Annotated in this window: 17 protein-coding genes; 3 read left to right on the forward strand and 14 right to left on the reverse strand. The window is 58.2% G+C overall.

Going from position 1 to position 20,050, the window contains the following annotated elements:
* Window positions 1-38: 38 nt before the first annotated feature.
* On the forward strand, window positions 39-365 hold the full coding sequence (locus ACOBR2_RS16455) for a cupin domain-containing protein (protein WP_420237190.1): 327 nt from the start codon (window positions 39-41) through the stop codon (window positions 363-365).
* A gap of 27 nt (window positions 366-392) precedes the next feature.
* Here the strand turns inward: ACOBR2_RS16455 and ACOBR2_RS16460 are convergent, their stop codons facing one another.
* Window positions 393-1,307 carry an alpha/beta hydrolase family protein gene (locus tag ACOBR2_RS16460; protein WP_420237191.1) on the reverse strand — a complete coding sequence of 305 codons (915 nt, stop codon included), beginning with the start codon at window positions 1,305-1,307 and terminating at the stop codon, window positions 393-395.
* A gap of 102 nt (window positions 1,308-1,409) precedes the next feature.
* Here ACOBR2_RS16460 and ACOBR2_RS16465 point away from each other — a divergent pair, with 102 nt between their 5' ends.
* Window positions 1,410-2,522, forward strand: a complete 1,113-nt coding sequence (locus ACOBR2_RS16465) for an NADH:flavin oxidoreductase (protein WP_420237192.1) — start codon at window positions 1,410-1,412, stop codon at window positions 2,520-2,522.
* A gap of 7 nt (window positions 2,523-2,529) precedes the next feature.
* Here ACOBR2_RS16465 and ACOBR2_RS16470 read toward each other — a convergent pair whose 3' ends face one another.
* Window positions 2,530-3,702 (reverse strand): cystathionine beta-lyase, encoded by a 1,173-nt coding sequence (locus ACOBR2_RS16470; protein WP_420237193.1) that lies wholly within the window; start codon window positions 3,700-3,702, stop codon window positions 2,530-2,532.
* A 280-nt stretch (window positions 3,703-3,982) separates the two neighbouring features.
* On the opposite strand from ACOBR2_RS16470, the gene ACOBR2_RS16475 reads away from it, so the two are divergent.
* Window positions 3,983-5,110, forward strand: coding sequence for an ISAs1 family transposase (locus tag ACOBR2_RS16475; RefSeq protein WP_420237194.1), 1,128 nt, complete (start codon window positions 3,983-3,985; stop codon window positions 5,108-5,110).
* 132 nt (window positions 5,111-5,242) lie between these two features.
* On the opposite strand, the gene mobF is transcribed toward ACOBR2_RS16475, so the two are convergent.
* The 12 genes from mobF to ACOBR2_RS16535 all read right to left on the reverse strand — a co-directional run bounded on the left by mobF (window position 5,243) and on the right by ACOBR2_RS16535 (window position 20,036).
* Window positions 5,243-8,908 (reverse strand): MobF family relaxase, encoded by a 3,666-nt coding sequence (gene mobF / locus ACOBR2_RS16480; protein WP_420237195.1) that lies wholly within the window; start codon window positions 8,906-8,908, stop codon window positions 5,243-5,245.
* A 2-nt stretch (window positions 8,909-8,910) separates the two neighbouring features.
* Window positions 8,911-10,953 (reverse strand): type IV secretion system DNA-binding domain-containing protein, encoded by a 2,043-nt coding sequence (locus ACOBR2_RS16485; protein ID WP_420237196.1) that lies wholly within the window; start codon window positions 10,951-10,953, stop codon window positions 8,911-8,913.
* A 58-nt stretch (window positions 10,954-11,011) separates the two neighbouring features.
* Entirely contained in the window at window positions 11,012-11,407 is a 396-nt protein-coding gene (locus tag ACOBR2_RS16490; protein WP_420237197.1) for a hypothetical protein, read from the reverse strand.
* Window positions 11,408-11,604: 197 nt separating this feature from the next.
* Entirely contained in the window at window positions 11,605-11,931 is a 327-nt protein-coding gene (locus tag ACOBR2_RS16495) for a hypothetical protein (RefSeq protein WP_420237198.1), read from the reverse strand.
* A gap of 24 nt (window positions 11,932-11,955) precedes the next feature.
* Window positions 11,956-12,915 (reverse strand): RepB family DNA primase, encoded by a 960-nt coding sequence (locus ACOBR2_RS16500; RefSeq protein ID WP_420237199.1) that lies wholly within the window; start codon window positions 12,913-12,915, stop codon window positions 11,956-11,958.
* Between the two features lie 117 nt (window positions 12,916-13,032).
* Window positions 13,033-13,404, reverse strand: a complete 372-nt coding sequence (locus ACOBR2_RS16505; RefSeq protein ID WP_420237200.1) for a single-stranded DNA-binding protein — start codon at window positions 13,402-13,404, stop codon at window positions 13,033-13,035.
* A 30-nt stretch (window positions 13,405-13,434) separates the two neighbouring features.
* Window positions 13,435-13,842 (reverse strand): single-stranded DNA-binding protein, encoded by a 408-nt coding sequence (locus tag ACOBR2_RS16510; RefSeq protein ID WP_420237201.1) that lies wholly within the window; start codon window positions 13,840-13,842, stop codon window positions 13,435-13,437.
* Window positions 13,843-14,382: 540 nt separating this feature from the next.
* The gene (gene dcm / locus ACOBR2_RS16515; protein WP_420237202.1) at window positions 14,383-16,047 is read right to left on the reverse strand and encodes a DNA (cytosine-5-)-methyltransferase; all 1,665 of its coding nucleotides are present in this window, start codon (window positions 16,045-16,047) and stop codon (window positions 14,383-14,385) included.
* A gap of 316 nt (window positions 16,048-16,363) precedes the next feature.
* The gene (locus tag ACOBR2_RS16520; RefSeq protein WP_420237203.1) at window positions 16,364-17,332 is read right to left on the reverse strand and encodes a CpaF family protein; all 969 of its coding nucleotides are present in this window, start codon (window positions 17,330-17,332) and stop codon (window positions 16,364-16,366) included.
* Window positions 17,329-18,102, reverse strand: a complete 774-nt coding sequence (locus tag ACOBR2_RS16525) for a VirB8/TrbF family protein (protein WP_420237204.1) — start codon at window positions 18,100-18,102, stop codon at window positions 17,329-17,331. The genes ACOBR2_RS16520 and ACOBR2_RS16525 overlap by 4 nt, the downstream gene beginning before the upstream one ends.
* Window positions 18,103-18,261: 159 nt before the next feature.
* The gene (locus ACOBR2_RS16530) at window positions 18,262-19,182 is read right to left on the reverse strand and encodes a type IV secretion system protein (RefSeq protein WP_420237205.1); all 921 of its coding nucleotides are present in this window, start codon (window positions 19,180-19,182) and stop codon (window positions 18,262-18,264) included.
* A gap of 68 nt (window positions 19,183-19,250) precedes the next feature.
* A complete protein-coding gene (locus ACOBR2_RS16535; protein ID WP_420237206.1) occupies window positions 19,251-20,036 on the reverse strand; it encodes a hypothetical protein in 786 nt (261 codons plus the stop codon).
* Window positions 20,037-20,050 lie beyond the last annotated feature (14 nt).

Raw genomic sequence — 20,050 nt, forward strand, 5'->3', positions numbered from 1 at the left:
AGCACCCAGCCGAAATTCAAAGGCATAAGGAGACAGCAATGACAATCAATCTTGAAGGCGTGGTTTCCGCGCACTGGCAGAACATTCCCGCGCAGAAGATCTTTCCAGGTATTCGCAAGCGTGCTCTCTGGAAAGATGCAAAGGCCGCCAAAGCTCAAGTATTGGAGATCGATGCCGGCGCTAAGTTTACAACTATCGATCCTCACTGGCCGGGTCCGGAAGAGGTCTTTGTCGTTTCTGGAGTTTTTAACGATGGCGTCAACGATTATCCAGCAGGTTCTTTCATCCACAATCCTGCCGGCTCTGCGCACATTCCTCAGTCGAAGCAGGGCTGTGTGATCTTCGTGTTCTTCCCAGAAGGGTGACAGAGCATCAGAATGCCTATCGGCCTCTCAGCTATTTTGATTGAGAGAGGCAAGGAACATGAGAACAGCATTTTGCAGCGCAATACGGTGGTCGGAATAGGCATGGTCCGTCGAGAAGTGAATTGCCTTTACTGCATGGTTTCCAGACCTATTGACAGCAGCGACAAGAGCATCGTTGGGCGAGGACCAGCCGTCATCCGAGGTAAGAATCAGCAAAGGCCTTGTGGCTAATTTCGATGCAAGGTTCACGAAATTCCACCGGGTTGCATTGGTAAAGACTTCGTTGGCAAGGCTCTCAGGTGTTGTGCCTGCGAGTGGCGCCATGCCTTCAGCGGCCAGAGCGGCAGCCAGATTGCTCAAGGCGGCATCGCGTTTACTGGACGGGAGAGATTGAAATCTGCTGGCACCCAGGTCGGCTGCTGAGAGCGTGATCACGGCTTTGATGGCTGGATCGAGCGCACCAGCCTGAAGAGCCATGAAACCTCCCATGCTGTGTCCGATGAGAACTATTGTCCGTGCGTCGGAGTGAAGTTGGACAGCATGAACGGGATTACGAAGATAGTCGATCGCGGATTGTGTGTCTTCAATGCAGTGCGTAAAAGAGAAAGCTCCCGGAGATCCCCAGGAACCGCGATAGTCGAAATAGAGAACGTTCCAGCCTGCACGGCGAATCGACTGGGCAAGATCGAGATTGCGCTCGTTGCCGGGAAATCCATGCAGCAGGATGACAGTCGGGTGAGGCGTGGCACCGGCGGCTATATAGACAAAGGCGTTGAGCAGCGCGCCGTGGCTCGGAAGCTGGAAGGATTGCATGGCCGCGGGATTGGCTTTGTCAGGAGCAGTGTCGGCGGCAAGAGCAGAGTCCTGGGCGTGGGCAGGCACGACTGCCATGAAAGATGCACCGAGCACGATTGCAGAAAGGAAGAAGCTGCGACGGTTCATGCGGTGATTGTAAAGGAACCTGCGGTCCATCAATGCCGGGCCGGCCAATTCCTTATCGGCATGAAGGTGCGACTTAAGCCGAGGACAGAGCATCAAACCGACATGAGCGATCTCACCGAAAGCCGAACTGCGCTTCTCTTTAAGCCTTTTGTTCTTGGAAAACTGGTTCTGCCGAACCGCATCGTGATGGCGCCCATGACCCGCTCGAAATCGCCGGATGGCATTCCCGGTGCGGATGTGGCGGCTTATTATCGCCGCCGCGCCGAGGGCGGCGTGGGCCTGATTGTGACCGAGGGAACCTACGTTCCGCATCCTGCGGCAGGCTCCTATCCCGATGTGCCGTACTTCTACGGCGAGCAATCTCTTGCGGGATGGAAGCGTGTGGTTGATGAGGTTCATCAGGCGGGGGGCAAGATCTTTCCCCAACTCTGGCATGTTGGCTTAACCCCGGCTGCGGATGGAAAAATTCGCCCTGGCGCGATAGGCCCTTCCGGGCTTGCCAACCGTGGTGTAAAGATTACCGAGCCGATGACGCAACAAGATATCGACAACGTGGTCCGCGCTTTTGGCGAGGCCGCACTCTCAGCACAGCAACTTGGGTTCGACGGCGTGGAGATTCACGGCGCGCACGGGTATCTTCTGGACCAGTTTTTCTGGGATGGAACCAACGAGCGTACCGACGGGTATGGAGGCGATCTGGTGGCGCGCACTCGTTTCGCGGTGGAAGTAATCCGTGAGATTCGCTCCAAGGTGGGACCGGAGTTCCCAATCTGCCTCCGTTATTCGCAATGGAAGCAGCAGGATTACAATACCAAACTGGCGCAAAACCCCGGCGAGTTGGAGCGGTTTCTTGCCCCCTTGACCGCCGCGGGCGTGGATCTCTATCACTGTTCGCAGCGCCGCTTCTGGGAGCCTGAATTTGAGGGAAGCACGCTGAATCTGGCGGGTTGGACCAAGAAGTTGACCGGCAAACCTACCGTGACCGTGGGGTCGATCACCTTGAATCAGGATGTCACCCGTACTTTTACGACTGCGGAATCCGCTGCCGCAACGGGGATCGATGAGTTGCTGGAACGGCTGGAGCGCGAGGAGTTCGATCTGGTGGCCATCGGGCGCTCGCTGATCGTGAATCCCGCCTGGCCGCAAATCATTCAACGCGGAGTGATCGAGGATCTTCTGCCCTACCAGCGGGATGTATTGGCTCAGTTGGTATAGAACGGGGTCAGTGGCTATCGCGCATCCGCGCCAGTGCTTGCTTCAGGTCGTCGATCAGGTCATCGGTCTCTTCCATGCCGACGCTGAGCCGCACCAGGCGGTCGCCATAAGGCGATGCGCCACGGGTGTGGTTCAGGTTGTAGGTCACAGCCAGGCTTGTCGTTCCTGCCCAGCTATATCCAATCTCAAACAGATCAAGCGCATCGACGAAGGCGCGCACCTCGGCACCGCTGAATTTCTGGTGAAAGACAAGGGAAAACAAACCGCTCGCCCCGGAGAAATCGCGCTTCCAGAATGTATGCCCGGGACAGCTTTCCAGCGCGGGATGCAGCACAGTTTGCACTTCGGGCTGCGCGGCTAACCAGTTAGCGATCATCAATGCCGAAGCCTCTGCATGGCGCAACCGAACGGCCAGTGTCTGGAGGCCGCGCAGCGCCAGGCTGCATTCGTCGGGAGAGACAGAGATGCCCATGCGCGCGCGAGTCTCGCCGAGGCGCTGCAACAGAGCCTCATTGCGGACGGTGACCGAGCCCAACAGCAGGTCACTGTGCCCACCGACGTACTTTGTCAAGGCCTGTACTGAAACATCCACGCCGTGCTCGAAGGCTTTGAAGAGCACACCTGCCGCCCAGGTGTTGTCTATCGCCACGATCACACCATGCGCGTGTGCCGCTGCGGCAATCGCGGGAACGTCCTGCACCTCCATCGTGATCGAGCCAGGACTCTCGACCCAAATCAGGTGTGTGTTGGGGCGAAAGTGCTCCGCCACCTTTGCTCCGGCATCGGCTGGATAAAAAGATCCTTCCACGCCAAAGCGATGCAGCAGCTTGATGGCCAGCAGCCGGTTGGGCACATAGACGTTATCTGGGAGCAGCACATGGCTGCCCGCCGAGAGCATCGCCATATCCACTAGCGTGAGCGCCGCAAGGCCGCTGGGAACCAGCAGGGTACGTGCGCCGCCTTCAAGCTCTGCAATGCGGCCCGCTAAAGCATGAACGGTCGGCGTACCATGGATACCGTAGGTGTAGCCATCCGCCTCGACATCCCACCCGCCGACAGCAGAGTCGCAATCAGAAAAGACAACGGTCGAGGCGCGCTCCACTGGAACACTCAATGCACGGAAACCTCCGGGCACTTTAGCACTGCTATGAATGAGCTTGGTTTGCCAGTTCTGGGCCATCCGAGAATCTGCTCTCCGCCGGCGGCTATAAACCCTCCGCCCACGATTTCAATATACTGCGGCGCAGTTCTTGCTTTCCGGGATGGTGGGCAAGAAGCCTGAAGCAGATAATCTACCAAGACAGCCTGGATTTGATACACGGGTACGAGGTGTGGACAGGGGCATCGCATGAAGAAAAGGCGAAGGTGTGGCAGGCGGCGTTGACGAAAGGGATACAGGGATACAGGTAGATACTTCTGCAAGTGATGTTGTCCAGGTTTTCTGTTTCCAGGAGGTGTTGATGGAAACCGAACAACCGCTGCGCCTGTCCGAGGTTTTTGTGTCCATTCCCGATCCCCGGCAGCCTGGCAAGGTCAAGCACGATTTTGTCGAGTTGCTGGTGGTGGCGGTCAACGGGGTATTGGTCGGGGCCGACACCTTTGAAGAGATCGAACTGTGGGCCAACGAGAAGCAGGATTGGCTCAGGAGCTATCTTCGTTTGCAGAACGGCATTCCCTCGCACGACACCTTTGGCCGAGTCTTTGGATTGATCGATCCCGGCCAATTCGAGCAGGCTTTCCGGCGCTGGATGCGCGGCGTATTGCCGGCCTTGAGCGCCGAGGTCGTGGCCATCGATGGCAAGACCAGCCGTCGTTCGGCAGGCATCGACGCCACCGCGCTGCATCTGGTTTCGGCCTTTGCCGCCGGCGCCGGGCTGGTGCTGGGCCAACGCGGGACGGCGGAAAAATCCAACGAGAAGACCGCCATTCCGGAGTTACTTTCCACACTGGCGCTGGAAGGGGCGACGGTAACGATCGACGCCATGGGAACACAAGTTAACATTGCCGAGGCCATCCGGGCGCGTGGCGCCGACTATGTGCTGGCCGTCAAAGACAATCAGCCGAAGCTGGCCGAATCCATCAAGGATTTCTGGTCCAGTTTCATAGCCCATCCGGCGGCCGAGACGGCGCACGGCTTTTTTGAAAGCGTGGAGAAGGGCCATGGCCGCGTGGAAACGCGCCGCTGTTACGTCTTCGATCAGTTGAACTGCCTGTCGAAACCGGAACAATGGCCGGGAATGAAATCCTTTGCGGTGATCGAATCCGAGCGTGCCTCCGCAGCCAAGACGACGCACGAGCTGCGGCTGTACATCAGCAGCCTGGCGCCGGACGCGGAGAGGATGGCGGTCACGGTGCGCGCCCATTGGTCGGTAGAGAATCGCTTGCATTGGTGCATGGATGTTGCCTTCAACGATGATCAGATGCGCGCCCGCTCACGCCACGCCGCACACAATCTGGCCGCTCTGAAGCAGCTCACCTTGAATCTGATTCGCATGGATCCGGTGAAACGAAAAGGCGGAATCAAAGCCCGACGAATCATCGCCGCCACAAGCGACAACTACCGCGCCCATCTACTCGGACTCCAATAATCGGAACGCGCCGTCGTGCTCTTTTCACTTTCGCCTTCTCTTCATGCGATTGCCCTGGAGGTGTGGACCTTCCGGGACAACAGCTACCGCCGGATTGCGACGCTAATTTGGGCAGCTGTTCACAAACTTTTCTCAGAGATGCAGCCCGATCTCCTCGACGATGGCCTCCGCTAGAGATGGTTCCGCAACGCCGGGATTCACAATTTCGGCGAGAGACTTCGATAGCGTTTCGGCTGCGGCAGGACTCTGCGCAAGCTCTACATGGAGCGCCTGAGACGCATTGGACGTGTAGATTGAAAGCTCGCGGATGTTGGGATGGAGGCGCGCCAGATCTTCTTCAAGACCGGCAAGCTGCGCGGCCTCGCCGGTCAGAATCACGCGGTCGACGGTGATGTTCCCGGCCGATTCCACGGCATAGCCATAGTCGATATGGCGAGCCGTCTCGGCGTCGAGGTCAACAGCCATGTGATTGTCGAGCCGGACGGAAAGATCGGGCTCAATCCGTTCCACGATGGCGAAGTCGCCAGTGCGGATGTGATTCTCTTTCTCTGACGCGGTAAACCGGATGCGCTCCCCTACGGCTACCTCCCGCGTCTCTTCCCGGTAGATCGTGCTCTGGTTGGTTTGGCTCCGAAGTTGAGCGGGGTTGTAGGTGACCTGCCCGCCGTCTGCGGTTTCGATGGTGAGCGTGTTCCTACCCGCATCCACTTCGAGGACATGCGCGAAGCTGTGATGTGGAATGCCTTCGACCGTAGGACTTCCGGTGCGAAAGTGAATTTCGTCGCCGGGCCGGTAGTTTCCGGCAAAGTGAGGATTCGGAAATTTCTGCTCAACAAGGACCGGGAGCGTACGGTTTTCAGATGCGAGCTTTTCCTCGTTTCGCAGGCTGGCGCGAATCAGTTGTGTCAGCTCGCGGCGCTCCGTCGCATCGGGGGCGACAATGACTGTTCGATCAGGCTGCGCTGCGTAATCCAGAGCAACCGCCGCGAGGCGGTGATCCGGGTTCTGGTACTCATGAATTCTGCCTTGCTGCTGAAGCCGCTCGGTTGCCGTGGCCGGTTGATGCTCACGGAAGAGTCGAACAGCCTCGCGCGCCTGCTCGGTCGGGCTGGGTGGGCGAAAGTCCACTGCGGCGGTCTTCGAAATGTCGGTGGCAAGCCGCTGGCCTAGAGTTTCAGCGTCGTTAGTGTAGATGCGTGCATCCTCGGAGGCACGGGAGACGGCAACGTAGGCCAGCCGAGTGTTGATGAGCATTCGACTCGATTCGGTGTCGATGTTGGCGAGTACGCGGCCCGCCGTCAGTCCCTGGGAACTGTGACTGGTGACAGCATAGCCGTGATCGAATTGACGGAACTGGGCTGTGTCGAAGACGATCTCGCGCGACTGCTTGCCATCCAGGCGCACGGCCATTTGCCCATTGTCGATGGAAGTAATGGTGCCAAGATCCCGGTTGGCGACGCCAAGCGTCTTGTTGGGCTCGGTAAATTGGATGCGGTCGCCGGTCGAGAATTCGCGCGTCGCTTCGGTGAAGATGTTCACACCACGCAGCCGGCGCGGATCGTAGGTGACAGAGGCTCCATTGTCGAGTTCGACGGTGAGCGTATTGGCGCGGGCATCTATCTCCCGAACGCGGGCGTAGCTATTGCGCTCGATACCTTCGGCCTTGCTTCCAGTGTGGTAATGCAGCACGTCGCCCACATTGTATCGCGCCGCCCAAGTCCGATCAGCTCCGGTCATATCGGATCGATGATCGAGCACGCGCAGTTCGTGCCCATCGACCGCCAGCATTCCATTACTCCGTAGTTCGGCACGCACAGCCTCGTTGATATGGCGACGGCTGCGATTGTCGGGCGAAACGATGATGGTGTTTTCCGGCTGCGCCGCATAGTCTCTGGCAATCGCGGCAATGCGTTCATTGGCACCCGCGATTTCTGTCACCCGGCCCTGTTCAGTGAGCAGCGCGACGCCTTTTTCCGTTTCGTTGTTGGCGAGCAGTTCGACCGCGCGCCTCAATTCTGGATCTTTCTGGCGCATGATCTGGTCGAGCTGCGAGGTGCGCATCCCGGCCTGCTGCATCTGCTCGAAAGGCCGCCCGGCATCGACGGCCTGATGCTGGCTGGTGTCTCCGATAACGAGTACCCGGTCCTGGGGTTTCAGCTTTTCAAGGAAGGCACGCATCTGACGGGTGCTGGCCAAGCTGGACTCGTCCAACATATAAAGGTGGCGCAACTCCTGGTTTGCACTGGGATGGTTTTCGCCACGCGCGAGAAAACTTTGCAGCGTGCCGGCGTCAATGCCCGCCTCGCGGAGTTGGGCTGCGGCGCGCGAGGTGGGCGCAAACCCTTCGACCGTGTACCCGCTTTTCTCCGCACCTTCCCGGATACTTTGAACCACGGTCGTCTTACCGGTCCCGGCCCGCCCCTGCAGACCATGAACGCGGTCTGTGGAATTGAGCGTTTCCTCAATGACGCGCTGTTGTGCTTCGTTCAAAAAGTCGCGGGAGCGTGCCTGTTCCTGCGCCTGTTCCGCACTCAGAATCGGCTCGACAGCGTTGCGACCGCTGAGCATGAATTCGACATTGGCGCGCTCGGCGGAGATGGTTTCCGGTGTGGTGAATCTGCGCCCGGAAGCATACTTTGGGCCGTCCACGATCTGAAAATCACCTGCACCGCGCCGGGTTTCAAATACCGCGCGAATCTCCCGATAAGTTGTCTCTCCCATTCCCCGACGCATGGCGTCGCGCAGAACTCTGCGTTCATCGACGACTGCTTCCCGCTCGAAGACGCTCTGGCGAGCGAAGGTGACGGCTTCTTTGGCCTCGGCGCTCTCTCGTTGGACCTGCGGCTGTTGGAGGCGCTCCCGTGCGGCGGCAACGACCTGTTCGGGCTGGTTGCCGAACTCCGCAGCCATCTTCTTGTGTGCGTCGAGAACCTGATCGGCGGTGAGATTCTGTTTGCGGTCGCGGGTCGAGTGCGCCGCAATCTCCGCAGCCTCTGCACCGGCGCGGCCCGTCTTTTCGAGCTGTTCTCGTATCTGTTGGGAGCGTGGGCTTGAAGCGTCCAGATACTCCTGCGAATAACCTTTGATTTCGGGCGCGCCGCTCTTGCCGCGCTCGATCTCGTAACCGAGATTGCGGAGCCGGTACATTAACTCCGACTGGTACACAGCGGTCGCATATTGCTGACTCTCGAAGAGCGAATGCGGTTGCAGGGAGCGTGTAGAGCCATCGGCCCGCTCGGTGACATTGAAGATCACGGCATGGGTATGAAGCTGCGGCGCGGCGTAGCCCGCAACGGGTCGCGCCGTGTCGTGCTCGAATTTGGCGGCGATGAACTTGCCCGTCGTCTCGGCTGGATGATTGCCGCCGATCCGCGCCTGGGTGTACCGCTCCAATTCACTCAGTGCTTCATTGACAGCGGCGCGGTGCGCCTCCCGCACCAGGTCGTCACCGCCGACAAGAGCCGTGAGCGAAACCGATTTGGGAGCCGAAAAAGTCGCATCCCAGCCCGCCCGGTGCTCGACGGTTTTGATCGTCTCGCCATCGGCATTCTTGTATTCAAAAGCTGAGCGGGAGCGTACCATCGGCTGCTCAGTCTCTGGATGCAATCCTTCCGAGAGCCGCTGAAATTCGAGCGGCGAAACTGCGCCCGTGAGACCGAACCGCGCGGTAAGTTGGCCTTGCCATTCTCCCTGCACGCTATCGCTTTGCCGGTAGTAGCTCTGTGTTTCGGAAGCGAAGTCCTGCTTGTGGTAGGTCTGCGCCTGGCTGGCACTGAGCGATTTGGAAATGGTCAGCATGGTTACAATGACCTCAGATCAAGCGAAATTTGTTCGTCTTCCGCGTTCTCATGAATTTCCGAACCGGCAGGCGTGTTGACGACTTCCTGAACGGGTGCAGACGGATTTTCTGGAACGATCTCAAACTGCTCCATCGCTTGCTGCACTGGCCAGGGGATCGGGCGCGGCGACTTTTCCTGGACGATCGGAGCATCCCCGGAGACCGTAGCCACAGGTTCGGAATTCGAGCTTTCTTGCCTCTCTTCACTCTCCGTCTGAATTGGCTCCAACGTATCGGGATCGAAACTCAAGCCGCCGTCCGCCATCTTGCGCGGTATGAAATCAATGGTCTGCGTAGGCAGGTCCAGGTAATCGAAGGCGAAGCGCGCCACGTTATTTCCGAGCTTCAGGTAAGCGTGCTGGTCATCGAGTCCTGCGATTTCCGACCCCATGACCAGAGGCTCGATCTGCCGTTCCACAGTGAAGTTCTTGCCAGACCTGGTTCCATCGAACTTGGTCTCTTTCAGCCGCTCGATCTCGACCTTGCCAATCGTTTCTGAGATCCACTCGGACGCCTTTGGTTCAGTGGTCTTCATGAAGATTTTCGTGGCCGGCTGCGAGAGCATTACCTCGGCCAGATGGCCGTAAGTGACTTCAAGCTGGGCCTTGCCCTGAAAGCCCAACACGAGCGGATTTTTGCTCTTTCTATTTTCTGTTATCGCCGTGTGAAGCTGCGGCAGCTTCTGCAAACTTGCCAACTCATCGATCACAAACCACACCGGGCGTTGTCCCGGCTGCGGCGCACTCAACAGGCGCATAACCAGCAGATCGATCCAGAGCGAATGCAGGGGACGCAACGTGTCCCGCTCCGCTGGACGCGAGGTAATGAAGATCCATCCCTGCCGTTTCTTTGCCCAGGTGCGGGCGTTCCAGACCGGACGGCTCTCGCCTTTCTCCGGCAAGAGCCGGAAGCTCTTCGCCACAAGAGTAAGAGAAGAGAGAACACCGGCCCGCTGCGGTCCGGCCTTCCTGTCAATATAGAAGGCCATCTCGGTTCCCTGGACCCGCTTCAGCAACTCCTCATCGCTGGCCATCCATGCGGCAAGCTGGTGCGGCGTCGGCCCGAGCTTCAACAGGTGAGCGAAAATCTGGGCGGGCGTATCGTGAAAGAACTCGTCGATCACATCTGTCTTGCGCTGATAGAGCGAGGCTGCGATGGCGTCAGCCTCGGCATTCGATTCCATCTCTTGGGCTGGTCCCCAGTACGGGCAGCGGTCATCAAGTGGGTTGAGGACGATGTCGCCGCGATCTTTATTGAAGAACCTCTGGATGTATTCGCAGGCCGGATCGTAGACGATGGCCGAGTCCTTTCGGTCCCTGATCTGGCGCAGGATTTGCATGATGAGCTGGGTCTTACCGGCACCCGTGTCGCCCATGATCTGGATGTGCTGCGCCTCTTTGCGCTGAGGAATTCGCATCATCCGGCGCGATTCGGTGGTCACGAAACCGACGCCTTCCCCTTTCGCAGCCCGGTTGAATTGCTTCGGTGTAAGCATCAGCGGACCGCGCAAAACGCGGCCATATTTCATCTGCCGGAATCGTTTGATGTCCTGGGGAATGGCCAACGCAAGCAGCGCAATGAGGATGGCGCCGCCGCCAATAAGGCGCGCGGCGAAGGCCTCAAGCAGGCTCTTGCCGCCGAAAACAACGTCATGCAGCCAGTGGTACATCGAAGCGTCCCTATACTTCTGAGCTGGCCCCAGGAAGGGGAACTCGTACCCTTCAGAACGCGCGAGTTCCGCGAGCGCAAAGGGCGCGGGCTTCCCACTCGGAAGCGTCATGCTGCCTCGTGTGAAATCGAACGGGAAAGCCAGACGAGGTTTGGCTTTCCCGCCACCCAGGTAAACGAGCCGGTAGCTGCCGCTCAGATGAAAGGCGGCTCCGGCTTGGGCGCGCATGTAGTCCCCGATGTATGCCTGTTCGAGCGGCGGCATCGCAAAACGAACCCGCTGCCAGAAGAGAAGGCAGGTCAAGAGCAGCGCCACCGCCACCGCCGAATAGCTCATCAACGGAACATGCGGCGGCCAGATAATCGTTTCCTTGCGTCCCCAGTGCGTAGCCATATCATCGTCCTCCTTTGGCGTCGTCCGTGTACTGTTGCATGACTTCCTGCGCGGCCCGGCGTTTCTCGCGGCGCACGGCGCTCATGGCCTCGGTGATCCATTCCGTCGTGACCGGCTTGCCGAGGATGAGTGGCTTGATGAGGTTGACCAAAAGCATCCGAGTGGCAACGATCTCCGTGAAGAGAGCATCGCTATCGGAGCGCCTCGCCTCGCGCAGTAAAACATCGCGTGCCCATTCACTGAGGGCTTTGCCTTCTGCGCCTGCTTTCCGCTCCAATTCCATTTGCTCTTGGCGCGTGACCTTTGCGCTGGCGACATACGTTCTGCCAGCGCGTCCAAGGGAACGGCTGGCACGGGTTTCAAAGTCAATGGAAGATAGCTGTGAGTGTTCCGACATATCGACTCCTTGGCCGGTAGACAATAGGAGACGGGAAGTAGCCTATTGTCTACCGGGGGTTGAGAACCTGTTAAACGTCAGCGCGGTAGACTCTTGTCTACCCGGCGCTGCGACACACCACCCTTTGAGGGGTGGAGTGTCTAAATTCTTCCGGTGCGTAGCACCGTCGTGGCTTTGCCACCCATGTTGGCGTGGGATCATGCCTTCGATCCCGCCACAATTGCTGGTGTTGAGGTGGCCGAAGACGCCACCGAAACCGGCTTTTTGTGAGCCGTTTCGGCTGCTTCATTGGCGGGTGGCCGACGAACCCGCAGCGTGGGCGTAATGCGCTGCGCTTCAGGAGTGCGAAGGTACTCCTGGAAGTCGCGGTCTTTCGAGAAGACATAGACGAGCGCTTGGTCGATCACTTCATCGGCTGAAGCGTGGATGAATGCGGCATACTGATCGAGTTGTAATGCAGTCGAATCAGTCAATCGAATCGAGGCGCTGATGTAGCGGGTTTGGACGACTTCAAGCAGTGGCATATCATTCCTCCTTGGGCTGTGGAATCAGACCGTCTTTCGACGGGCAATCATGCGTTGGGCTGTGGCCGCAATCTCCCGCGCACGAGCGGAGCAAAGTGCGGCGGGAATCTCGAAGCGGCGGCGAACTTCGAGCATGGTGATGACGTCGTCGATGGGGATGCCACTGGCCAACCAAAGGCAGGCGGAGGCAACATCGACGGTCCTCCTTGCGTAGTAGAACGGGTCGCCCTTATCGGAGCGCTGAGTTGCCAGTTCGTGCGTCAGCTTCGCGGCATCCCGGCCATGGGTAAGCTGCGCGCAAACCCAGGCCCAATCTGCTTCCGAATGCGAGTGCTTGCCGGAGGGAGATTTCCGTGCGTCCCCGCGCAGCGGCAGCACGGAAGAACCGGCGACTTCTTCAAGCAGGAAATCGGTTGGGCCGTAGGTCGCATCAACCGGGTATTCGACCGCGACACGATGTGCGGGAGAATACTTCCGGTTGTAGAAACCGGGGACGCGCAGTACACGGTTCCGATCAGTGCAAGCCAAATCGCCGCCGAAGGCATGGGCGATCAGCTTGAGGGTCTGTTCCTGACTGTCGAAGTCGAAGCCAGCGACCCGCCAAAGTGCCTGATATTTGCCGGGCGATGTTGAAATGATCGCGGTTGGGGCAGGAACAGCATCCGACGCCCGCAGCGCAGCGAGCCGGGCGTCGCCGTCCTCGTCGATGTCGATATAGAGATGCCGGACAGAAGCAACGCATTCTTTGGTGCGCTTCCTACTTCTCGCACGAAGTGGATTGGCGGAGATATAAATGTTCGCGCCATTGTCGTTCTCAAAGGTGAGCCAAGCCATATAGCGTGGCGCGAGAACTTGTTCGAGCGTGACGATACGCTGCTGAGGGCGCTGCTGTGGCCGGAGCGTATCATCCCGGCGCAGCAGGAGTGCAATCGTTTCGCTCGACGAGAAACTGCGAGTGAGAAAGTTGACTGCGATCTGACTCATGAATCCACCTCGAAAGAGCTTGGTCCTGCGAGCTACTCGCAGATGAAAAACGCGAAATAAGACCGGAACAAATGCGGAGAGGCGTTAACCTCTCCGCGAGGAAAAGCACGGACGGCATCAGCCGTCGTACTTTTCAATGACTCCGACGACCGGAATCTCCAGCCTGCGAATCTGTGTTGCGTGGATCTCGATGACCGGATTCGTAAGATTCAGCGAGGCATAATGGTGAATCGCGAGCTGTCCATCGACCTCGATATAATCCCCTTGCTTCATGCCACGCGTGAAGCCGCAGAAGAACGGCCCTGGGCAGATCACGCGATACCAGGCAGTGCGGGAGATCCATTCGTTCGAAGGCCGCCACCATACGCCTGATTCAACGCATAGAGTGAGCACAGCATAAGCGTCGTCAGTGATTCCATCTGAAGGTGGAACCTCGGCATCTCTGCCGAGGAATCCACGCAAGATTACGTTGTTCGCAAAGAGTTCCATAAGTCACCTCCCCGAGGGGGAGAACGCGGCCTAAGCCGCGTCCTCCTCTGTGATGGGTTCGGCATCCTGGTTCTCGCCGGTCTTGGGAGGCGCCAGCTTGGTCACCTTGCTGGTTCGCACCTCCCAGTTGCGCGTCGTGGTCTTCGTCTTCTTCTTGTCCTTGACGATCTCCACTTCGCGCTCGGTCGAGCGTAGTTCGCCTTCGACCTCCACGTACTCACCTTTCTTCAGGTTCTTCGCGTAGTCGGCGGGTGTGCCGAATGCGACGATGCGGTGCCACTCGGTGTGGTTGACCCACTCGTTCTTCTGCTTGTCCTTGTAGCCGGACTTGGTGGCCAGCGACAGAACCGTGAGGCTCCGTCCCTGCTTGGTTGCGATGGTCTCGGCGTCCTTACCCAGGAAGCCCTTCAGAGTCACGTTGTTGGTGTAGAGTGCCATGTCATTTCTCCTTGTTGTATTTGCCCGGATTAGCCTCGGGACACTCTTGCGCGAAGCGACGCGAGTGTGCCTCGCTCCCAAGTGCCGAGGGTGCATTTTCTGGAGTGGGGACCCAACGCATCTGGTTGGGGGAGGAGTCCAGGAAAAGCAGAACCCGAAGTGCCGCAGGGCGCGGGATAAGCACCGAAGCGAGTGACCGAGGGTGAGCAGGGAAAATGCAGGAGAATTGGTGCTCTACGGCAACGATCATCTGAAGGGTGCTTGTAGAAGGACGCGATCGCAACGAGGCAAAGACAGAGTTCTCATGTTGCATGCCACGTATCCCGCTCAACAAGCAGCGAGTGGGCCAACTGCGCCAACCGCAAAGCTCGGCTCTGATTACCCGCCGACTACGCGCGGAACTGACCATAGAAGAATTGTGTGGAGGTCGAATGAAAGCTTCCTCGTTTGTGCGCCGGATCGTTGAGGACAAGAAGCGTCCATGATCTCCGCGCAACTGGGAGGTGTGGCTTCGCAATAGGGTAACGATCCTGCGCTGCCTCATGACCGCCTCCTGACGCCGGAACCATCACGGAGGATGGCATCAACCGCGGCGATGCGCTCTCCTATCCAGCGCATGACTGGGACTGCCATTGAATTCCCAAGTGATCTGTAGCGGGGACCATCGGCAGCGAGTTTGCCGCGGTACTCGACCAACGTGTAATCGCAGGGGAATCCTTGCAGGCGCTCGCATTCGCGTGGAGTCAGGCGGCGCACGGCCATCGGAGCATGGATCAGATTGGGAGACCCGCTGCTGACGTTGGAACTATCGGCCTGTTCGCCGTAGGAAGGAGGCAATGGTGAAGCTGCGGATTGTTCCTGCAAGACCGCAGTAGTCGAGCTGTTCTCGATGCTGCCCGGAGCACGCGTTCGCAGACTGCCTGCAATATCCGTGGATGAAGCTATCGTTGCTGTGCCATCGCTGCCATGAAGCGTGAATGCGATAGCGAGTTGCCCGCCGCCATTGGGATGACTGGCGTCATGTCCCATGCCCCGGAGCGTAGGCGCGATCTCATCGGCATCGGCTCCGTGATCTTTGGCCGAAAAGGCAATGTAACTGTTGGTGCTTCCTCCGGCGGATGCACGCAGGCTCGCGCTTTCGGAAACCTCTGGCATAGCTCCGCCCTCGCGCCCGCGCAGATTGAAGGCTACGGGTAGGATTGCGGAGCTGTCGGGAAGATCCCGGTCTGAAGCGTCTCCATAGCGTGTACTCAAGGTTTCTGAGATTAATGGCACGCCACGTCCCGTACCGTCTTCGCTCGCATCAAAACCCTCGGAGGACAGCGAATGCACGGTGAATGTCTCGGTCTCGAAATCGATGCGCCCCGAGGCGGTAGCGCAGGCATTGGTTGCGGTGGAGACATCGATTGGGCCGGAGGTGTTGTTGCCGCCAAACGCAAGGTCGCCGATCAGGCCGCCATCGAGATCGAAGTCTGTTCCGAGTCCGCCACCGCCATGAGTGCGCGCGCTAAGGGTGGGGGCAAGGTCTTTCCGCGTTTCTCTGCGCGGCGGAGGATACCCCGACAGGCCCGCGAACTCAAATAGAACCGCTGCGGAAGCTCTCCAGTTTCCAAGATGTCCGACAACGAAGACGCGACGCCGTCGCTGGGGTACTCCGAAGTATTGAGCATCCAAGACTCTCCATGAGAGGCCATACCCGAGTTGGACCAGCATCCCGAGGAAGGCTCCAAACGTCCGTCCGTCGTCAATCGACAGGACACCGGGAACGTTCTCCCACACCAGCCAAGTGGGCCGGAGGCGATCAGCAAGTCGAGCAAACTCGATGGTGAGGTTGCCACGCGGGTCATCCAGTCCTGCTCGCTTACCGGCGACGGAGAAAGACTGGCAAGGTGTTCCTCCGGCCAAAAGGTCGATTGTTCCCACATCCTCGGCTCCAATCTTTGTGAAGTCTCCAGCATTGATCACGTCGCCATCGACGGGCAGAGAAACAATGTTGCGAATGGCGGCCGCGCGGCGCTTGGCTTCCTTGTGTGTTGGCGCATCGTTCGGGCCGGGCATATGCTGCGGCCGCGATGCGCGGTAGCGCGAGCGCAGCAGCCAGCAGCAGAAGGGGTCGATCTCGGCGAACATCGCCGGTTCCCATCCCAGCGGTTGCCATGCAACCGAGACAGCTTCTATGCCCGAGCACACGGAGAGGTATCTCATGCCAATACCTCCCACCACGACGACGCTATGCACAGACTCGCTGGATGCTCAGGCGATGGTGAATTGGTCGCTGCTTCACGTATGGCTCTGTAAACCAACGAGCAGCACACTACTGCGTGGCCCACCAAGCCATGCAGATCCCCTCGGAGACCAGAGAGCGAAGCGCTCTGGAGCCGCTCTATCGCGGCATTGGCGAGCCGGGCCGGAGGGTAGAGCGATTTCAGAGACGAGTTGGGTCGTACAGTCTTTGTGACCGCGTGATTCGGCATCAGAGGAACCTCGAATTTCGGTTTGTTCTTAGCTGGAAGCCTGCTCGTCAGGCGCTGGAAGCACGATAGACCTCCTCCGTCATGAAGCACTGCTCCGCGTGGCTGTAGCCGCTCACTGTAATCAGTTCGCGTATCCGGCGCCGACCTGTGGAATTTCGCTCGCAATAGAGAACAAAATCCACGGCCTTGCCGGTCTGCGACCGGATGAATTGCTGGTCCAAATTTGTCCTGGCGCTGAGCGCCATATCCGCCAGCCTGTCGAGTGCATCTACGGCTGAATCTGCGTGCAAGGTCGAGAGCGTTCCGCCATGGCCTGTGTTCATCGCTTGCAGCAGGTCATAGCCGCACTCATCGCGAATTTCGCCCATGATGATGCGGTCGGGACGATGGCGCAGAGCAGCGGCCACCAACTGGCTCGGAGTCACGGCAACTTGGCCGGGAATGGCTGCAACCGCCTCCCATCGAACGGCGTTGGGATGGGCAATCTTCAACTCGGCTGGCTGCTCGATCACAATCAACCGCTCTTGCATGGGAACATGATCGAGTAGAGCCTTCATCAGCGTGGTCTTGCCCGAGCCCGTTCCCCCGGCAATGATGCCGTTCTTTCGCCCGCCGATGAGCCGCACAACCGTGTCTCGAACCTGCGCAGGCAGGCTACCCGACTCGACCAGTTCATCCGAGGTGTACCAGCGGTTGAACTTGCGGACGGTGAGCGTCGGTCCATAGACCGATGAAGGCGGCCCGACGACGGCCACACGCGAGCCATCGGGCAGGCGCGTATTGAGAATCGGATTCTGCCCTGTCAAGTCCTGGCCCAGAATGCGCGCTACGCGCTCAATGGCCGCTTGTAACCGCTCGTTCGTATACGGCTGCTTGAGTTGTATTTGCTCGACGACGCCGTTCCGGTCGGCGAACACACCTGTCGTCCCGTTGATCATCAGATCGGAGATCGACGGGTCGAGCAGCAGCCCACGCAACTCCTCAGGAAAGAACGGAAGAATCAGTTCGTAAGTCATCGTGTCGCTCCCGTGGTTGCATCCGGCTTAATGGGATCGACAGAGACGCGATTTTCGTGAAACTCGGTAATGGTCAATCCCAGCGGATTGATGAATTCGTATTGCGGATAAATCCTGGCCTGGTCACTGACCTGTTTGGGATTCAAGTAGTAAGTGATACTGAGCATCCAATGCTCTGTGCGGGGCTCGCGCGAATTCTGCGCGGAATAGAACCGGTCCACGGTCATCAGGGCCGTGCCGCGAGCGATGCGAGTGCCCTGAACCATCTCCTCGGACATGGACGTGATGGTCACGTTCTGGACCGCTACATCGCTCGATTCAATCTGGCCTGCGGTGACCTGCGAAACCAAGTGGTTCTGGTTATCTTCGGCCATCAGACGCGACGCCAATGCCTGCGACAGAAAGTAGTAATTGAGCGGGTATTTCTTGGCGATCACATCGCGGCTGACGGTGTAGCGATAGTTGGCCCAATCGGTGAGATACGTGCGGACTTCGCCCTCGCGTGGGCTGTAGTTGAGGTCGCTGTATTGAATCGCCTGGGCGCGGCCCATCTCGTCGATACGGATGTAGCGGTTGGCAATCGGGCGATGCGCCAATGACAGATTCATCCCCAGTGATCCAAGCAGCACAACCGTGCCACAGGCAAGGATGAAACGGTATGCCTTCCGCTCGGCGTAGTGGGACGAGTACACCTCGTTGCCAATGCGATCGACAAGCAATGCCTGTTCAGGCTTCAACGGCAAATTAGCGGGCACTGTGCGTGTGGACATGGGGAGCACGATTCCTTTCATTGACCGCTTGAAAGACGACGCAGGCATAGATAAGTCCTGCGATGATTACGCTGATAGCGAATATTGCCATCAAAGGGATAAACCATCGAGGGCGCCGCACCCTTACTCGGCTGAGAAGAAGAAACCAGATATTACTCATTACGCACCTCCACCTTTTGCGAGAAATAAGGCGGTTCCGCCAGCGATATTGGGCGCCGCAGATGTCAGCCCCGCAGCGCCACCGAAGATCGCCTGCGTCATGCTCGGGACAAAAAGCATATTGAGGATGAAGGCGATCATGACCATTGTGCATGGAATCAGGTTCGCCAGCCACATATCCATAGAATAAGTTCCATTGAAAGTCTGTTGGATGAACGTATTCATAAAGCCGCTCCACACGAAGATGAAAGCGGCGGCCACGGCGCGAATCATTGCGAAGCCAAGCAGCACGTCAAGAAAGTGGAAGAACTTCCCTTGGAATGTCCTGGTCATGAGCAGCGGAATGAATACCGGACCAAAGAGCGCCGTCACGCCGTAGAGAATGAACGAAGAGCAGTTGATGAGGAAAAGAATAGCCGACGCTAGTCCCAATAGCGCCTGCACAAAGAAGTAGCAAAGGATCTGCACCGGCGCGGTCAGCGATGGCATGGACGTGTTGTCGCCAGCCGTTTTGAGTAGTTGCAGTAGGTTATCCAGAGAACTCTGGTCGAAAGCTGCCACCATCGCCTGGGCGATGTAGCTGAAGAAGTGATTGAGACCGAAGCTCGCACCGGGGAGCGGATTGACCCAATAATTGATAAGCAGGCAGCAGAGGATCAGCCGCAACAGGAAGTGCGTCATATCGCCTGCGCGGACAGGGTGCGTATGGAAGCGCAGCGTCATGCCAGAGGTGTTCCAATTGATGACCATACTGATGAGTGTGAACAGGGCGATGCAACTCAACTCGGTGAGGCCAAGCTGTGTGAGCGCTCCGCCGTTCTGTGTGGTCAGATTCGTCAGGTTGTTGGTGAACTGATAGAGCCAGTCCACGCCGGAGCTTGCGCTCGGTAATGCCTGGGCCAACAGAATCGGTGAAATCATGGTTGCCACCTCTCAACTGGAATCATGGGCGGCGCTGGTTGCCAACGCCAGCGCCGCTAAGTTTGAAGTCAAGGAAGATAGGTCTGCCAGGTATTGCTTTCGCTGGCGGCGCTTGCGTCATTTGTTGCACGCTGCTGCTGAACGAAGACCGCCGTATTGAGGTCTTCGACAGCGGCATTGCGCCGTTCCATGCTGGCGACAGTCATCTGACCGGCAAGGCAGGTATGAAGCGTTCCCTGAGCCTGCATCTCGGTCAACTTCTGCGCCTCGGCTGCGTTCAAAAGATTGAGTTGCTGGACTTCGGTATTGGTGCCGTCTGTGCTATCGAATTGATCAGAGAGCAACGTAGAGTTGGCCGTGGCATTTTCGGTCCGATTGTTCCGGTACTGGCCCACGGCAGTGAGACAGTCGGGAGAGATCGAGTCCGCGGTTTCGATCATGGCGAGTTGCGACATACGGGAACTGCCAAGAGACTGTCCTTGCAGGTAGCTGCTGGTGCCGCTGTTCATCGAAATCGTGGCGGTCTTCCATGCCGTGGACGAGGTGGATGGTGAATTGCTGTTGAGTGCAATCTTGATGCCTGCCGTCTCGCCAAACATATTGGCGACATTCGCGTTCTCAAGCGTGTGCAGCGTTGTTTGCCACTGTTGCTTGAACGAGAAATGGGTGATGTTGTTTTTGAGCATTTTGTACTGCGTTTCCAGAGTGGTGAGCTGAGAGACGAGACTCGCGTAGCTTGTGGGGTCGAACACGATGTCCCCAAGTCCAAACAGTGCGAAACCGGGTGTTGCGGTCAGTAGCAAGGCCGTCCCGGCTATGAGCCATTTGCGATGCTTCTTGAGTTGAAGTGGCATATATCCTCCTTGTG

The sequence above is a fragment of the Telmatobacter bradus genome (assembly GCF_048629425.1).
Classification (GTDB): Bacteria; Acidobacteriota; Terriglobia; order Terriglobales; family Acidobacteriaceae; genus Telmatobacter; species Telmatobacter bradus.